This window comes from Novosphingobium sp. 32-60-15 (genome assembly GCF_002280675.1).
In the GTDB taxonomy this organism is placed as follows: domain Bacteria; phylum Pseudomonadota; class Alphaproteobacteria; order Sphingomonadales; family Sphingomonadaceae; genus Novosphingobium.
Map to the genome: position 1 here is coordinate 26642 of NZ_NCEN01000023.1, position 16649 is coordinate 43290.

15 protein-coding genes are annotated in these 16649 nt (G+C 60.2%); 8 read left to right on the top strand and 7 right to left on the bottom strand.

The genetic code is table 11. From position 1 onward, the window contains the following. Positions 1 to 52: 52 nt before the first annotated feature. Positions 53 to 2341 carry a DNA topoisomerase IV subunit A gene (parC, locus tag B7Y89_RS14860; protein ID WP_292939279.1) on the bottom strand — a complete coding sequence of 763 codons (2289 nt, stop codon included), beginning with the start codon at positions 2339 to 2341 and terminating at the stop codon, positions 53 to 55. A 138-nt stretch (positions 2342 to 2479) separates the two neighbouring features. On the opposite strand from parC, the gene B7Y89_RS14865 reads away from it, so the two are divergent. Further along, entirely contained in the window at positions 2480 to 3004 is a 525-nt protein-coding gene (locus B7Y89_RS14865; RefSeq protein ID WP_292939280.1) for a type 1 glutamine amidotransferase domain-containing protein, read from the top strand. Positions 3005 to 3118: 114 nt separating this feature from the next. Here B7Y89_RS14865 and B7Y89_RS14870 read toward each other — a convergent pair whose 3' ends face one another. After that, positions 3119 to 3775 (bottom strand): alpha/beta hydrolase, encoded by a 657-nt coding sequence (locus tag B7Y89_RS14870; protein ID WP_292939281.1) that lies wholly within the window; start codon positions 3773 to 3775, stop codon positions 3119 to 3121. 110 nt (positions 3776 to 3885) lie between these two features. On the opposite strand from B7Y89_RS14870, the gene B7Y89_RS14875 reads away from it, so the two are divergent. The 5 genes from B7Y89_RS14875 to B7Y89_RS14895 all read left to right on the top strand — a co-directional run bounded on the left by B7Y89_RS14875 (position 3886) and on the right by B7Y89_RS14895 (position 8901). After that, entirely contained in the window at positions 3886 to 4938 is a 1053-nt protein-coding gene (locus B7Y89_RS14875) for an aminotransferase class V-fold PLP-dependent enzyme (RefSeq protein WP_292939326.1), read from the top strand. Next, complete coding sequence (locus B7Y89_RS14880) at positions 4935 to 6017, top strand: aminotransferase class V-fold PLP-dependent enzyme (RefSeq protein WP_292939282.1); 1083 nt, start codon at positions 4935 to 4937, stop codon at positions 6015 to 6017. The genes B7Y89_RS14875 and B7Y89_RS14880 overlap by 4 nt, the downstream gene beginning before the upstream one ends. Before the next feature lie 3 nt (positions 6018 to 6020). Continuing rightward, positions 6021 to 6353, top strand: coding sequence for a 2Fe-2S iron-sulfur cluster-binding protein (locus tag B7Y89_RS14885; protein WP_292939283.1), 333 nt, complete (start codon positions 6021 to 6023; stop codon positions 6351 to 6353). A gap of 133 nt (positions 6354 to 6486) precedes the next feature. Then, positions 6487 to 7659 carry a mechanosensitive ion channel family protein gene (locus B7Y89_RS14890; protein WP_292939284.1) on the top strand — a complete coding sequence of 391 codons (1173 nt, stop codon included), beginning with the start codon at positions 6487 to 6489 and terminating at the stop codon, positions 7657 to 7659. Positions 7660 to 7743: 84 nt separating this feature from the next. After that, the gene (locus tag B7Y89_RS14895) at positions 7744 to 8901 is read left to right on the top strand and encodes an iron-containing alcohol dehydrogenase (RefSeq protein WP_292939285.1); all 1158 of its coding nucleotides are present in this window, start codon (positions 7744 to 7746) and stop codon (positions 8899 to 8901) included. A gap of 24 nt (positions 8902 to 8925) precedes the next feature. Here B7Y89_RS14895 and B7Y89_RS14900 read toward each other — a convergent pair whose 3' ends face one another. From B7Y89_RS14900 to B7Y89_RS14915, 4 genes are all read right to left on the bottom strand, one after another. Further along, positions 8926 to 9762 carry an SDR family NAD(P)-dependent oxidoreductase gene (locus tag B7Y89_RS14900; RefSeq protein ID WP_292939286.1) on the bottom strand — a complete coding sequence of 279 codons (837 nt, stop codon included), beginning with the start codon at positions 9760 to 9762 and terminating at the stop codon, positions 8926 to 8928. A 14-nt stretch (positions 9763 to 9776) separates the two neighbouring features. Further along, on the bottom strand, positions 9777 to 11246 hold the full coding sequence (locus B7Y89_RS14905) for an aldehyde dehydrogenase (protein ID WP_292939287.1): 1470 nt from the start codon (positions 11244 to 11246) through the stop codon (positions 9777 to 9779). 14 nt (positions 11247 to 11260) lie between these two features. Further along, the gene (locus tag B7Y89_RS14910; RefSeq protein WP_292939288.1) at positions 11261 to 11662 is read right to left on the bottom strand and encodes a nuclear transport factor 2 family protein; all 402 of its coding nucleotides are present in this window, start codon (positions 11660 to 11662) and stop codon (positions 11261 to 11263) included. A 140-nt stretch (positions 11663 to 11802) separates the two neighbouring features. Next, entirely contained in the window at positions 11803 to 14184 is a 2382-nt protein-coding gene (locus B7Y89_RS14915) for a TonB-dependent receptor (protein WP_292939289.1), read from the bottom strand. Positions 14185 to 14373: 189 nt separating this feature from the next. On the opposite strand from B7Y89_RS14915, the gene B7Y89_RS14920 reads away from it, so the two are divergent. Further along, entirely contained in the window at positions 14374 to 14880 is a 507-nt protein-coding gene (locus B7Y89_RS14920; protein ID WP_292939290.1) for a MarR family transcriptional regulator, read from the top strand. Between the two features lie 19 nt (positions 14881 to 14899). Here the strand turns inward: B7Y89_RS14920 and B7Y89_RS14925 are convergent, their stop codons facing one another. Then, positions 14900 to 15619 (bottom strand): nuclear transport factor 2 family protein, encoded by a 720-nt coding sequence (locus tag B7Y89_RS14925; RefSeq protein WP_292939291.1) that lies wholly within the window; start codon positions 15617 to 15619, stop codon positions 14900 to 14902. Between the two features lie 72 nt (positions 15620 to 15691). On the opposite strand from B7Y89_RS14925, the gene B7Y89_RS14930 reads away from it, so the two are divergent. Beyond that, positions 15692 to 16609 (top strand): SDR family oxidoreductase, encoded by a 918-nt coding sequence (locus tag B7Y89_RS14930; protein WP_292939292.1) that lies wholly within the window; start codon positions 15692 to 15694, stop codon positions 16607 to 16609. Positions 16610 to 16649: the final 40 nt, after the last annotated feature.

Here is a 16649-nt window from a genome sequence, read left to right on the forward strand (position 1 = left end):
GAAGAGCGACCGTCTACCGAGGCCGCGCTCTCATCCAAGCTCGAACACCCCTTCAGAACTTGTTGTCCCTCGGGAAACCGTTCGGCGGCAAGCGCCCCGCTGCACCCCGCGCAACCTTCCACGGCAGCAAGTCCTTCTCCATCCGCGTGCGGCCAGAATCGCCGCCCATTGCCCACGACAGGCCGTCTTCCAGCTTCAGCGTGATCACATCGGCCATGCCGCCGTCCTTATAGCGCTGCAGCGTCACGCCTTGGCCCTTGGCGAGGATCGGCACTTCAGAAAGGCCGAACACCACCAGCTTGCGGTTGTCGCCGATCACCGCAACATGATCGTGCTCTGCCGCAATTTCGCGCACGGCCACCAGTTTCACGCCGGGCTTGGTTGAAACCACGCCCCGCCCTTTGCGCGTTTCGGCCAGCAGTTCGTCCATTTCAGCCGCAAAGCCGCGCCCGGTGTTGGCCGCCAGCAGCAACTGCCCCTTGGGCTTGTAAATCACCACATCCACGATGTGCGCTTCGGGATCGATGTCCACCATCGTGCGGATCGGCTCGCCAAAGCCGCGCGCGCCGGGCAGTTTGTCCGCGCCCAGCGTATAGAACCGCCCGTTGTCCACCGCCACCAGCAGCTTGTCCGTCGTCTGGCAGTGGAACGCAAAGGCAGGGCCATCGCCTTCCTTGAACTTGAAATCGCCGTCCAAAGGCAAATGCCCCTTGGCCGCCCTGATCCAGCCTTTGGCCGAAAGGATCACCGTCACCGGCTCCTTCTCGATCATCGCGTCCATGCTGAATTCGCGCGTCGGCGCAGCTTCGGCAATCGTCGTGCGGCGGCGGCCCAGTAGCGTTTCCGGCCCGTATTCCTTGCGCAGTGCCTTCAGATCGGCCTTCAACCGCTTTTTCTGCAACGCAGGGCTGTCCAGCAGTGTGAGCAGTTCTTCCTGCTCGGCCAGCAGATCGGCCTGCTCCTTGCGTAGCTCCATTTCCTCAAGCTTGCGCAAAGACCGTAGCCGCATATTCAGGATGGCTTCGGCCTGCCGGTCGGTCAGGTCAAACTCGGCCATCATGATCGGCTTTGGCTCATCCTCGGTGCGGATAATCTCGATGATCCGGTCAAGGTTGAGGTAAGCAATGATATAGCCGCCGACCAGTTCCAGCCTGCTGGCGATCTTGTCCAGCCGGTGCCGCGAACGGCGCAGCAGAATGTCGATCTGGGAAATCACCCATTCCTGCAACAGCAGCTTCAGGCCCATCACGCCGGGCGTGCGCCGCGCATCCAGCACGTTGAGGTTCAACCCGAACCGGTTTTCCAGATCGGTCAGCCGGAACAGCGATTCCTTGAGCAGTTCAGGATCGATGTTGCGGCTTTTGGGCACCAGCACCAGCCGGATCTGCTCGTCAGATTCATCGCGCACGTCTTCAAGGATCGGCAGCTTTTTATCGGCGATAAGCTGCGCAATCTGCTCGATCAGCTTGCTCTTCTGCACCTGATAGGGAATTTCGGAAATGACCAGTTGCCACTGGCCACTGCCCAGCTTCTCAATCCCCGTTTCTTCCCAATTGCCCGCCTCGTCGCGCCCTGTGGAAAAGCGCCCGCGCACGCGGATCGCCCCGCGCCCGCTGGCATAGGCCGCTGAAATCGTCGCGGGACTGTCCACCACGATGCCGCCAGTCGGCAAATCAGGCCCGTGGAACACCTGCATCAATTGTTCGTGTTCTACCGCCGGATTATCAATCAGCAGCAGCGTCGCATCGACAATTTCGGCCACATTGTGGCTCGGGATATTGGTCGCCATGCCCACGGCAATGCCGCTGGAACCGTTGGCCAGAAGGTTCGGGAACAAGCCCGGAAAAATCTCCGGCTCTTCCTCTTCGCCATTATACGTCGGCTGGAAATCAACCGTGCCGTCTTCCAGCCCCGCCATCAGCCGCATCGCGGTCTTGGTCAGGCGCGCTTCAGTATAGCGGTATGCTGCCGCGTTATCGCCATCGATATTGCCGAAGTTGCCCTGGCCTTCGACCAGCGGATAGCGCAGCGCAAAATCCTGCGCCAAACGCACCATCGCATCATAAACGCTGGCATCGCCGTGCGGGTGATATTTGCCGATCACATCGCCCACCACGCGCGCCGACTTTTTGTATGCGCCGGTCGCGTCCAGCTTCAACTGGCGCATCGCCCACAACAGGCGGCGGTGGACCGGCTTCAGCCCATCGCGCAAATCCGGCAAGGATCGCGCGGTAATGGTCGACATCGCATAGACCAGATACCGCTGCGAAAGCGCGGAATCGAAAGGCGCGTCGACAATAGCGTCAAACGGATCGGGTTCGTTGTCTGTGGTGATCGCCATGGCCTGCGGGGCTTAGCAAGCTGGCCCCCTAAACAAAAGGGCGCTGAAGGAAAGCTGGGGAACAACCCCATCGCCCGTCAATTGTAGAGGCACGGCCCGTCCCTGTTTGGCGGCCACCCTTTTCCCCGGAGAACACCCATGAGCAAACGCGTCCTGATCCTCGCGACCGATGGTTTTGAACAATCCGAACTGTTGGGGCCCAAAAAAGCGCTTGAAGACGCTGGATTTGAAACCGTCGTCGTCAGCCCGAATCCCGGTTCGATCAAGGGCTGGAAAGACAAGAACTGGGGCGATAGCGTCCGCGTTGACGCCACGCTTGATCAGGTTTCTGCAGCGGATTTTGACGCCCTGCTGCTGCCCGGTGGCCAGATGAACCCCGATATTCTGCGCATGAACGAAGACGCGGTCGATCTCGTGATTGATTTTGACGATGCGGGCAAACCCATCGCCGCAATCTGCCACGGCCCGTGGTTGCTGGTTGAGGCCGACATTGTTGATGGCCGCACCATCACCGGCTGGCAATCGATCCACACCGATCTTGCCAATGCAGGCGCCAATGTGGTGGATCAGGAAGTCGCCATCGACGGCAACTTCATCACCAGCCGCATGCCAGACGATATCCCTGCCTTCTCAGCCGCACTGATCGGAGCCCTCGCGGACTAAGGTCAGATGACAACAAAGAGGGTACAGACCGGGCAAAAGGCGAACAATCGTTCTGCACCTTTACCGGTCTGCACCCCCTTTGCCGGATGAATGGCTAAAGCCGGGAGAACCGGTTTAGCGGATGGGGCATTCTGGTGAGAGGCGGAAGTCGAGGTAATTGTCGACGGCGCGCATCATGTCATCCATTTCGTTTTCGAAGAAATGGTTGGCCCGCGGGATTTCATCGTGGTGGATGGTGATGTGCTTTTGCGTGCGCAGTTTGTCGACCAGCTTTTGCACCGCGTTGGGCGTCACCACCGTATCGGCAGTACCCTGCACGATGATGCCCGAAGCGGGGCACGGTGCCAGAAAGCTGAAATCATACATGTTCGCAGGCGGCGCGACCGAGATGAAGCCACGGATTTCCGGACGGCGCATCAGCAATTGCATGCCGATCAGCGCGCCGAACGAATAGCCCGCAATCCATGTCGTGCTGGCTTCGGGGTGGATGGACTGCACCCAATCCAGCGCCGATGCCGCATCGGACAATTCACCGATGCCATTGTCGAACGAACCCTGGCTGCGGCCAACGCCGCGGAAATTGAACCGCAATGTGGCAAATCCGCGCGCGACGAATGTCTTGTACATGGCCTGCGTGATGCGATCATTCATCGTGCCGCCCGCTTGCGGGTGCGGATGCAGGATCATCGCCACGGGCGCGCGTGGACGCGAAGCGGGTTGGAAACGGCCTTCGAGGCGGCCTTCTGGACCGGGAAAAATGACTGAGGGCATTGCCTGTTTTGGTTGCCTGTGTTCTGGCCGCGACGGCAGAAGCTGCCGGGGCTGGGAAATGTGTTGCTGGCTATATAGAAAGCAACGTCCTAAAAGCAACTTTTCCGGATATTCCTTTGCCGATCTATCTTGACCACGCTGCAACAACCCCGCTCCTGCCAGCCGCTTTGGCCGCGATGGAGGAGGGTTTTCGCATCTGGGCCAACCCTTCCAGCCCGCACAAAGCGGGCCGTGCGGCGCGGGCGGCATTGGAAGATGCGCGCGCGCGGATCAAGGCAGCGCTCGGCTGGACTGGTGAAGTGATCTTCACCAGCGGCGCAAGCGAGGCGCTGGACATCGGGATCAGCAAAGCTTCGCGGGCCAAGACTTTGCGCACCATCACCAGCGCGGTTGAACATGAAGCCGTGCTGCGGTTGACGCCCGATGCCGTGCGGATTGGCGTCTCGCCCGATGGGAAGGTCAACTTTTCCAAATTAGAACAAGCCCTTATGGGATCAGAGCCAGCGCTGGTGGCAATCCAGCACGTCAACAGCGAAACCGGTGTTGTGCAGGATTTGGCGGCCATTGCGGAACTGGTCCGATCCCGCAACGCAAGGCTACTGGTGGACGCGGCACAAAGCGCCGGGAAGCTTGCGCTTCCAGAAGCTGACATGATCGCGTTATCGGCGCACAAGTTTGGCGGGCCGGTGGGCATTGGCGCATTGCTCGTGCGCGAATATGGCCTGCTTGTCCCCACCGGCGGCCAGGAACGCGGCTATCGCGCAGGGACCGAACCCTTGCCGCAAGTCCTGGCCATGGCAGCCGCGCTTGAGGCGGGGCATGATTGGCTTGCGTCCGCTGCGACCTTACGCGAATCGCTGGAGAAGCAGTTGCTTGAAATGGGCGCAGTGGTGATCGCGGCAAACGCGCCGCGCAGCCCGACCATCGGCGCTTATCGCATGCCCGGCAAATCCAGCGCGGCCCAATTGATCCGGTTTGATGGCGCAGGCATCGCCGTTTCGGCGGGCAGCGCCTGCTCGTCTGGGTCATTGAAGGCCAGCCATGTGCTGACCGCAATGGGCGTTGAGGGGTTGAGCGAGGTGATCCGCGTGTCGATCGGTCGTGAGACGACGGCGGATGACATCGCGCGTTTTGTGGCGGTGTGGCGGGAAATCCGGGGATGATTTACCTCGACTATCAGGCGACAACGCCGCTTGCCCCCGAAGCGCGCGCGGCGATGATGCCTTGGCTGGCAGGGCCGGAAGCGCCGGGCTTTGCCAACCCGCACAGCCCCCACAAATACGGGCGCGCAGCAGCGGCGGCGGTCGAGGTCGCGCGCGCGCAAGTGGCGTCGCTGTTTCCCGCTGGCGGGCGGGTGATCTTCACCTCGGGCGCGACCGAGGCATTGAATCTGGCAATTATCGGATCGGGCCGAAAGCAGCTGGCGGTATCGGCCATTGAACACGCAGCGGTGCTGGATACCGCGCGGTTTGTTGATCCCGATGTGGCGGTTCTGCCCGTGGATGCGGCGGGCCTTGTCGCCCCTGATGTCCCCATCCCCGATGGCACCGGCTTGGTCGCGGTGATGCAGGTGAACAATGAAATCGGCACGGTGCAGCCGGTCGATGCACTGGCAGCGCGCGCGCGCGCGATAGGCGCGCTATTTGTGTGCGATGCCGTGCAAGGCGCCGGAAAACTGGCCGCGCCTGACGGGGCAGACATGATCGCCGTATCCTCGCACAAACTATACGGCCCCAAAGGGATCGGCGCCTTGTGGGTGCGTGATGGCGTCGCCCTTGCGCCCTTGATCCACGGCGGCGGGCAGGAAGGCGGCTTGCGGTCCGGCACGCTTAGCCCCGCGCTGTGTGCCGGGTTCGGTGCAGCGGCGGCGCTGTGTGCAACCTTGCGGGAAAGCGATGGAAACCATGTGGAAAAGCTGTGGACGCTGGCCCAATCCCTGTTCGCCGGTTGGACGCTGAACGGCAGCGCGACACAGCGGTGGCACGGCAATCTGAACCTGCGGCTCGACGGGCTGGATGTGGCGCGGCTGTTGTCAGAATGCCGCACTGTGGCATTTTCTGCAGGATCAGCATGTTCCAGCGGGTCCGGCAGGCCAAGCCATGTCTTGCGCGCGCTGCAACTTTCGGACAGGATTAGCAAAACCGCGATCCGGCTAGGGTTCGGACGCTATACTCGGGAAGATGATCTGGTTGAGGCCGCAGCGGCAATCCATGCCGCGGCGAAGCTGCAGGGAGTCTTATAAGCCATGGTTTGCGTCACCTTCGTAACGCCGCAGGGCGAAAAGATCGCCGCGCAAGGTGAGGCCGGAACGCGCCTGCTGGAACTGGGCCAGGCCAAAGGCATGCCATTGGAAGGCACGTGTGAAGGGCAGATGGCCTGCTCGACCTGTCACGTGGTGATCGACGCCGAATGGTTCGACAAACTGCCCGCCGCCATCGACGATGAAGAGGACATGCTCGATCTTGCCGCCGGCGTCACGCGCACCAGCCGCCTGTCCTGCCAGATTGAACTGACCGAGGCGCTCGACGGCTTGGTGGTACACATTCCGGCAGAAGCGCGCGATATGCAGGGCCGGTAATTTTCGGGAACCGTCTGGACATTGGTGATTTGAAATAGGCACGTACGGGTGGCCGTGAACGCTTCGCGCCCGGGTCTTTGCCCCTCTGCCCAACCCCTGTGAGCAACAGCCCGCGAAGGACCAGCGCCGCTTCATGCCAATTCCCCGCAGCAATCCCGCGCCTGATGTGCCCGCCCAAATACAGATGTTCATCGCTGAAACCTCTGGCTGGATTTCCGACAACTGGCTGAAAATCGCCATCGCCGCAGGGTTTGCAGCAGCGATCGTGGTTCTGTTGCTGGCAGTGCAGAAACTGGCGCAGCGGTTATGCCACGATGAACAGGCGCTGGTTGGCTGGCGCACGATTGTCGGAAGAATGGCGGCGCGGACGCGGTTCTGGTTTCTGGTGATCCTGGCCGCGCGGATCGTCAGCGGCTATGCCCAGACGCCGCAGTTCCTTGATCAGACCATCGGCTTTTTCTTCACCATCGGCATGACCGTTCAGGCAGCAATCTGGGTGCGTGAACTGGTGCTGGGCTTTGTTGAACATCGCGCGGGCGGCACTGATCAAGACCACGGCGCGCTGGTGTCTGCCATGGGCATCATCCGCGTGATGGTGACGTTTCTGGTCTTCGCCATTGCGATTGTGCTGATCCTTGGCAATCTGGGGGTTAATGTCGCGGGCCTTGTTGCCGGGCTGGGCGTGGGCGGCATTGCCATCGGCCTTGCCGCGCAGGGCATCTTTTCGGATCTGTTCGCAGGGATTTCCATCCTGTTCGACCGGCCCTTTAAAGTGGGGCAGACAATCGGCTTTGGCGAACATCTGGGCACGGTGGTGCAAATCGGCATGCGCACCACCCGCATCCGTCTGGTTTCGGGCGAAATGCTGATCGTTTCAAACAAGAACCTGCTCGACAAGGAAATCCGCAACGTCTCTGCCCGCCACCACATCCGCCTTTCGTTCACACTGGGCGTGACATACGAAACTGATCCCGACACCCTGGCACGCATCCCCGCCATGCTGCGCGAAATGGGCGAGGCCGAGAATTCCACCGTGGCGCGCGCGGGCTTTGAAGCATTTTCAGCCAGTTCGCTTGATTTTGCGTTCATTGTTGACGTGCCCGGCGCTGATTGGGCGATTGCCCATCCGGTGCGGGACCGCTTGCTGGTAACCATTGTGCAGCGCTTTGCCGCCGAGGGCATCAGCCTCGCCTATCCCACGCAAACGTCCTACACCGCCGCGCCAGATGGCACGTTGATCATGCCCTACCCCGATGTGACCAGACTTTCAGGCAAGCTTGCCGGGCAAAAAGACACGAAAGACTAGGTCTTCGCCCCGCCCCCCGCTTTTCACCCCTTGCAGCATCGCACAAATTGCGGTCGGATGGCTGCAGGACCAGAAAGGCTTCACATGGCTGCGATCAATTTACCGCGTATCATCCGCGTTGGCGGCGGGACTTTGGCAGAACTGCCGGAAGCGATGGCCCAATGCGGGCTTGGCCGTCCCTTCGTGGTGACCGATGCGTTTCTGGTACAATCGGGGATGGTCGCCCGAATGGTGGCCGTGCTCGAAGCTGCGGGGATGACGGCGCAAGTCTTTGCCGAAACAGTGCCTGATCCCACCGTGGCAGTAGTAGAACAGGCGCTGGATAGCTTGCGCTGGAGCGGTTGTGATTGCGTGATCGGCTTTGGCGGCGGCAGCCCGATTGACACGGCCAAAGCGATTGCCGCGCTGGCGCTTGATCCGCGCCCGATCCCGACGATGAAAGCCCCTGCAACAACCGACGTGCCGGGCCTGCCGATCATCGCGGTGCCAACCACGGCGGGAACCGGGTCTGAAGCAACGCGCTTTACGATCCTGACCGACGAGGCAAGCCAGGAGAAAATGCTCTGCGCGGGCCTCGCGTTTTTGCCGACCATCGCCATTGTCGATTTTGAACTGACCATGGGCAAACCCGCGCGGCTGACCGCAGATACGGGGATTGATTCGCTGACCCATGCGATAGAGGCCTATGTCTCGCGCCGCGCCAATGCGTTCTCCGATGCGATGGCGCTATCGGCGATGCGGCTGATTGCGCCCAATATCCGCACCGCTTGCGCACAGCCTGAAAATCGCACAGCGCGTGAGGCGATGATGGTCGGCGCGCACCATGCCGGGGTTGCATTCTCCAATGCCAGCGTGGCGCTGGTGCATGGGATGAGCCGGCCCATCGGCGCGTTTTTCCATGTCCCGCACGGGCTTTCCAATGCGATGCTCTTGCCTGCGATAACCGCCTTTTCCGCGCCATCTGCGCTGGGCCGCTATGCCGCATGTGCCCGTGCAATGGGCGTCGCGCGTGAGGATGAGGGCGATCAGGCAGCGGTCGCGCGGTTGATTGCGGAATTGACCGCGCTCAATGCGGATTTGAACGTGCCAACACCACGCTCACACGGGATTTCCGAAACACAGTGGACCGGACTGGTGCCCGAAATGGCGCGGCAGGCAGTGGCCTCAGGATCGCCTGCAAACAATCCGCGTGTGGCAGAACTGGCCGAAATTGAAGCGCTCTATCACGCGGTGTTCGGCTGATCCCGGCCACTCGAAAGCTCTGCATCACAACACAAAATGATCGCCTGCCGCGCGCACCGTCACGTCGGCAATGGAAACGCCCCATGGCTGGTTGATGGCGTGGATAATCGCATCGGCAATGTGTTCAGGCGCAAGGCTGGCATAGTCCATCGATGCCGGGTCCAGCCGTTCTGCCGGAAAAGTACCCTCGCCCATTTGCCCCACCATCTCCATGAATTCGGGCATATTATGCGCAACGATCCCGATCCCCGCCGCCTGGTTCACCACCGTGCCCGAAAGGCCGGTCGTCGGCACGCCGGTTGGCTTGACCGTGGTGACCTTGATCTTCCCCCGGCTTTCCACACGGAGCGATTCTGACAGGAAATTCACCGCCGCTTTCGAAGCGCCATAAACCGCCGCGCCGATCACCGGAAAATTGCCGTAAATCGATGACAGGTTGATCATCTGCCCGCGCCCTGCCGCCATCATCGGATCATAGGCTGCGACCATGCCGTTCAGCACGCCCTTGATGTTGATATCGATGCAACGCTCCCACGCAGCATAGGCCGCTTCGTGATCGGCGAAGAAATCCAGCGGCATGATCCCGGCGTTGTTGATCATCACATCAACTGCGCCAAACGCCGCAACCGCGCGGGCCACCAGCGCTTTGGTCGCCGCAAGGCTGGTCACATCAACCTCAACCGCCTGCGCCTTGCCGCCTGCTGCAACAATAGCGTCCACCACGCCTTGTGCAGCAGCCAAATCGATGTCGCCGCAAGTCACAAACGCGCCCATGGCCGCCGCTTTGCGCGAAACAAGACTGCCAAAACCGCCGCCCGCACCCGTTATGACGATGGACTTTCCCGCAACGTGGTTGGTCATACCCTCTCCTGAAATCATAGCGCCGACGGCATTGAATCGATCAAGATCGTCTTCAGTTCAAGATAAGGCAGCAGGCCCTCAGGCCCACCTTCACGCCCGATGCCCGATTGCTTGAAACCACCAAATGGCAGGCCGAAATCCATCCGCAACCCGTTCTGGCCAAAGCCGCCGGTGCGCACGCGCCGCGCAATACGATAGGCCGCATCGGCGTCTGTCGTCAGCACTGATCCGTTCAAGCCGTAAGCGCTGGCATTGGCCGTGCGGATCGCGTCCTCTTCGTCCTCGACCGGGATCAGGCTCAGCACCGGACCAAAGATTTCCTCTTGCGAAATGCGGCTGTCATTGCTGACGTTGGCAAACAGCGTCGGTTCAATGAAATAACCGCGATCAAGATGCGCCGGGCGATTGCCACCAGTCACCAGATCAGCCGTCTGCTTGCCTTCTTCAATATACATTTCAATGCGTTCCAACTGGCGCTTCATCGCCACCGGGCCAAGCTGCGTTGCCGGATCATCGGAATAACCGATGCGGATCTGGCGCAGTTCAGCGGCGATGGCCTGCGCCAATTCATCATGCCGGTGACGCGGCACAATCACTCGGCTCAACATCGCGCACACTTGCCCACTCATCAGCGTGATCGTGCCCGCCAGCATCTTGGCCGCGGCCTCTATCGGGAAATCGTCGCGGATGATCGCGGCTGATTTTCCGCCCAGTTCCAGCGTGCAGCGCGCCATCCGCCCGCCACAGACAGACGCGATGCGCTTGCCCGCAACGGTTGATCCGGTGAACGAAACCTTGTCCACGCCCTCATTGCACACCAGATGATCGCTCGCCTCGCGGTGGCCCGTCACCAGATTGACGACGCCAGCCGGAATGCCCGCCGCCTCTGCCGCCTCGGCAATGATATAGGCCTCCAGCGGCGTTTCGGGCGATGGCTTCATAATCACCGTGCAGCCCGTCAGCAGCGCATAGGCCACCTTGTTCGCCATAATCCCGAACGGCCCGTTCCACGGCGCTATCGCCGCGACAACGCCCACCGGTTCATAGGCAATGAGCGCGGCGGCAGCAGCCTGGCTTGGCCGCGTCTGCACAAATTCGAACTGCTCGGCAAAGCCTGCAATCTGGCCCAGCGCCATCACCGCGCCGCCATGCATCGGCTCCGCAAATGATGCCAACCCGCCCATCTGCGCAGTCCACGCCTTCGCCAGTTCCGGCACGCGTCTTTCAAGCTGCGCCACCATCGCGCGAAATGCTTCGACGCGGTCGGCTGGCGGTGTGGTCGGCCACGGCCCGTTGTCAAACGCGTCACGCGCAGCGGCCACGGCAGCATCCATATCTGCCTCATCCGCTTCGGCCACACGGCCCACAGCCTGTTCGCTATTGGGACAGACCAGTTCAATCATCCGGCCAGAATGGGCCGGAACCCAGCGCCCGCCAATGAACAGCTTGTCAGGGTGGGCTACGTTGACGCCTTCAGGGGTCATGTCGGTGTGTCCTCTCAGGCCTGTGCCAGCGCGCATTCGACGCGGGCAATACGTCCGTTTTCAATTGTGTAGAATATGAATTGCCGCATTTCCTGCACTTCACCCTTGGCGATGGGGAAGAAGCCAAAGAGCCCTTGTGCATCCAATGCTTCGCGAGTGAGGTCTTTGATGCCTTCAACCCGGATTACGCCATCGATGGCAGTGAGCGTTTCGGAAGCGGCGAAGTTCAGGACGCGAACGCTTTCCAGAACATGGTCATGGAGAAACGCATAGAAGTTCTTCAGCGCCTGCCGCGAGCGAATTTCGACTCCAAAGAAGCTCATCAACGGCGGATCAACATAAAAGTCGGCGACCGCGTCATAGTCCTTCGCATTGAAGGCGGCGACGTAGCGATCATAGCCAGCGCGCGTCAGCATCGGGCTCTCCCATCAACGGCCGGTTTCGGCTCGCCACCATTACGCTAACATTTGTTAAAATTATGTCCAGTCGCAAACTGAACCGAAAAAGGGGCAGCCGTTGCCGACCGCCCCTTTTCCTTAACCCATCGGTTTAAACATCAGAACGTCTTGCGAACGGTGACACCCCATTCGCGCGGACGGCCCACGTTCGAATAGGACGTGCCTACGAACGAATATACAGCCTGGAAGCGCAGCGGCAGGAAGTAGTATTTGTTGAACACGTTCTGCACTTCCAACGAAACCGCAAGATCTTCATCCGCATTCCGCCACGTTACCCGCGCATTGCCCAGCGTGATCGAAGGGTTGTATTGCAGCGGGCTAAACACGCCTGCAGTGATCAACCGGCCGATTGTTTGCTTGCCTGTGTAAGACAGATCGAAGCGCGGGGTAATCGAACCCGATGAGCCAAGATCGGCCTTGTACTGGATGCCGAAGCTGGCGCGCCATGCTGGCGTCGTGATCGGATCCTCAATACGCAGCGCGCCTTGTGCAGCAGCATCGATGCGCTTCCACTTGCCATCGATCCAGCTCAGCGAAGCATCGATGTCCAAGCCGGTAATCGGCGAGGCCGCAAATTCGGCTTCAAGTCCGTACATTTCGCCATCGCCAGCATTCTGGATGGCAGCGCAAGGGAACGGACCCGTGCCCGGAGCAAATCCGTCAAGCACCGAACAATCGCCAATCGGCAGCTGGATATTCTTGTAATCGTTGTAGAACGCCGAAAGGTTCAGGCGAACTTTGCGATCAAACAAGTCGGTCTTCAAGCCCACTTCATATGCACGCAGCGTTTCGGGATCAAACGTGCCGTTTACCGCCTGGGTTTTGGTGAACGGACGCGCCGTAACACCACCGCCCTTGAAGCCGGTGCTGACCGTTGCATAAGCCAGCACTTCTGGGCTGAAGCGGTAGTCAACCGAAAGACGCCAATCGACTTTGTCGCCATCGTAATTGGCCACGGTGCCATTCAGCGCGCCAACGCCGAAGATGTCGTTCAGAGTGCCGCCATCCCACTGCGTGCGCACGAACGTGTAGTCCTTGTGCTCCTTGGTATAGCGGATGCCGCCGGTCACGGTCATCGCTTCGGTCGGGTGGAAAATCACCGTACCGAATGCCGCCTTGCTGTTCGCGCGGACCGGATCGTTGCCCTGGAATTGCAGGAACAGCGACGGCACGCCAATTGGGACAATATAACGGATGTCCTGACGGGTGAAGTAGACCGACGTCTGGCTGTTATAGAACCCGCCAACGGTCCAATCGATGGTGTCACCGATCTGGCCATTCAGGCGCAGTTCCTGACTGAAGAACTTGAAGTCCAGATCATTGATGCCAGCGCCGGCAATCAGGCTGTAGGGCGTGTAATCGTCGTCAGTGCCGAACACCTGATTGTATTTGCGGTACGCGGTGATCGCCTGAACGTTCAGATTGTCGCCAAGACCAACCGTCAGGTTGCTCGATACGCCCCAGCCTTCGAACTTCGTGGTGTTCGGGGCATAATACGCCTGCGTCGCCTGGCCGCCAGCAGGCATGTAGAAGCTGGCATAAGTGCAGAACCGGCCGCACGAAAAATCAACGCCGCCAGTCAGTGCAGGATTGGTCGCGCCTATAACGCCAGCGGCGTTGGTGCGGTTTTCATACGTGTAGTCACCAGTCACGATCCAGTCGACATTGTCGTTTGGATTGTAACGCAGCGAACCGCGAATACCGGAGTAGTTCTTTTCGCCCAGCTTATCGACGACACAATCCGCGCCAGTCGAAGCAATGCCGCCAATGCCCAGTGGATTGCCCGGATTGGCACAGCCGAAATCGACCTGATCGACATAGCCTTCCTGACGCTTGTAAACGCCGGAAATGCGGGCGAAGAGGTTTTCGGTCAGTTCAAAGTTGGCCGTAGCGCGCATGTCAACGCGGTTGCGCGAACCGTAAGTGGCCTCAACCGTACCGCTGTTGCCAGCAGATGGTTTCGCCGAGAACAGCTTGATGGCGCCACCGATCGAGTTACGTCCGGTGAGCGTACCCTGAGGGCCGCGCAGCACTTCGACGCGGTCAAGGTCGAGCAGATCCATCACGCTGCCAGTGAGCGTGGCGAAGTAAACGTCATCAATGTAGATGCCGACGCCGGGTTCATATGCGGGGTTGAAATCGTACTGCCCGATGCCACGGATATAGGCCGCCATCGACGAACCGAATGCGCCGCCCATTTGCGTCAATTGCACGTTCGGCGCTTGCGCAGCAATCTGCGAGATATCGGTCTGATTGCGCGAAGCCAGCAATGCTGCATCAACCGCCGTGATGGAAAGCGGAGTATCTTGCAGACGCTGCTCGCGGAACTGCGCGGTCACGACGATTTCGTTGGTAGTCGGCGCCTGATCCGCCTGCGCTTCTTGCGCAAACGCAGATGTGGTGGCACCAAGTGCCAATGCTGCGGTGCTTGCTGCACCAAACAGGCGCACAATCGATGCGGTACGTGTGGCTATTGCCATATCCCCTCTCCCTTAAAGTCTTCTACGAGACTGTCTTGAATGATTGTTAGTAAGGCATACTAATTTACGCTTTGCAAGCCTAACATTTGCTAAGCTCACGCAAGCCTGTCGGTGATGCAAAAAGTCCACACAGCGCAGCGCCACAAGCAGCCCTCTTGCCCACAGCGGTGAACAAGGCGATAATTGGCCATGACCAATACCGCGCCATCCCTTGCGACACCCAACCCAGCCATACCCCGCCCCGCGCATGCCGATCTTGCAATCGACAGCGAAGTCGCTTTGCTGATCGATTTGCTGAAGCTTGGCACATTCATCGGCGGGCCAATGCGCGAAGGCGTGGCCGATCCTATGGGTATCACACCCACAGACTTGCGCATTGTGCTGGCATTGGGCGGCGAAGGCGAATTGGCCGGCCACGAATTGTCCGATATCATGGGCGTGGCCCCCATGAACGTCAGCCGTGCGGTAACCAGCCTCATCCAGCGCGGACTGGTTGAGCCGGGGCTTGACCAGACAAACCGCCGCCGCAAACCCGTGCGCCTGAGCGATGAAGGGCAAGCGCTTTTTTCCCGCACGCTGCCCATCATGGCCAAAGTCAGCGCCGACCTGTTCAAGGGCGTCCCTGTGCGTGATCGCGAAGCCTTCCGGCGGACAGCAGCCACGGTGCTGGGCCGGATCGGGCGCCTCACCCCCTGACTGCCTGTCCGCCTGACCTTCAAGGCCACTTCTTTTGCAGGCTGGTAAAGTCGCCAATGGCAAAAGCTTTGGCAAGAACCGGGTGCGCAAAGCTCATCGGCACTTCTTGCCGGTGCGGCCATGTCTGGCGCAGTTCCTTTTCCGGTAGGAGCACATCGGGGCCAATGGGATTTTCGGGGAAGCAAACCGCCGCAGGCTGCAAATGTGCAATGGTCTTGGCCCAGCCCGTTTCATAATCGGCCTGCCACTGCATCATGTAATCGAGTCGCTTGATCTTCCAGACGCCGTCTTCCTTGACGTAGTCGTTTTCATAAATGCCGGATTCCCAAAACTGCTGGGGCACGCCTTCAGGCTTGGCGCTCACAATGTCGTCGTGCCAGCCACCGGCCAGGATGCCCCGGAACCGCCCTTGCGCGCTTTGTCCGTCAGGCGAAATCGTGATGACGTCCTGCAATTGAAAGTGATCCAGCAACAATCCGTGCACCGGGCCTCTGCGCCCATCGGTGAACAGGTTCTGGAACCACGTCCCGTAAAGCCGCATCACCCCTGCATAACCGCGATATTCGCCCGAGAGGAAAACCACCGCGCCATCTTTGGCAAACAAACCAGCCACTTCCTCGGGTCGGTTGTAATCGATGTAATAGCCATAGGCCCACTGCAACCGCCGGATTGCGTTAAGGTCTTCCAGCTCTGTCACACGCGCTTCAAGCGCGGCAAAGCGGCTTTCGGTATCGGACATTTCGACTCTCCCAATCGCATTATTTGTATGTAATACTAACAATCTGGAGAGCGATTGCGAGAGGAAAAAAGCATGGGCAACTGGACGGGACAAGTGGCGTTCGTCACCGGAGGCGTAACCGGCATCGGGCTTGGGATCGCGCAGGCGTTAAGCGATGCCGGGCTGCGGCTCGCGCTCAGCTATCGCAACGAAGACCACCGCGCGCAAACGGCCGAATGGTTCGCCGCAAACGGGCGCGAAGCCCCGCTGTTTGTCAATCTTGACGTGACTGACCGCGCCGCATTTGCCGATGCTGCCGCGCAAGTGGAATCCCGCTTCGGTGCGGTCCACGTACTGGTCAACAACGCCGGCGTCAGCGTGTTCGGCCCCAGCGATGAGGCCAGCTACGCCGATTATGACTGGATCATGGGCGTCAACTTTGGCGGCGTGGTCAATGGCCTCGTCAGCTTCCTGCCCCGGATCAAGGCGGCAAGCGGGCTGCGCCATGTCGTCAATGTCGCCTCGATGGCGGCGTTCCTGCCGGGACCGCAAGCAGGCATTTACACCGCCAGCAAGTTTGCCGTGCGCGGGTTGACGGAATCACTGCGTTACAACCTTGCCCCGCATGGCATCGGCTGCTCCCTTTGCTGCCCGGCGCTCACCCGCACCAATGCCTGGGATTCAGCGCTCAAGCGGCCTGCCGCGTTTGGCGATAGCGGTTTCGCCCCTGCTGACCGGACTGAACTGGAACAATTCGGCACCGCATTCGAAGCAGGTATGGACCCATATGAAGTCGGCCAGAAGGTTTTCCGCGGCATGGCCCGCAACGATGGCCTGATCTTCACACACCCCGAATTTGCCGACGACTTCCGTGAAATCTACGAAACATCGCTCGCCGCGCTGCCGCAGGAAGAGGCACCGCCTGCGCGTTTGCACATCGAACGCCTCCGCCGCGAAGCGATGAAGGCTGCCGAGGCCGGGCAAATCGTCCGGCTCGACGACCTGACCTGAAAGGCACGCACCAAGGCGCTTGCAGGCTTTGGCTGCTCCG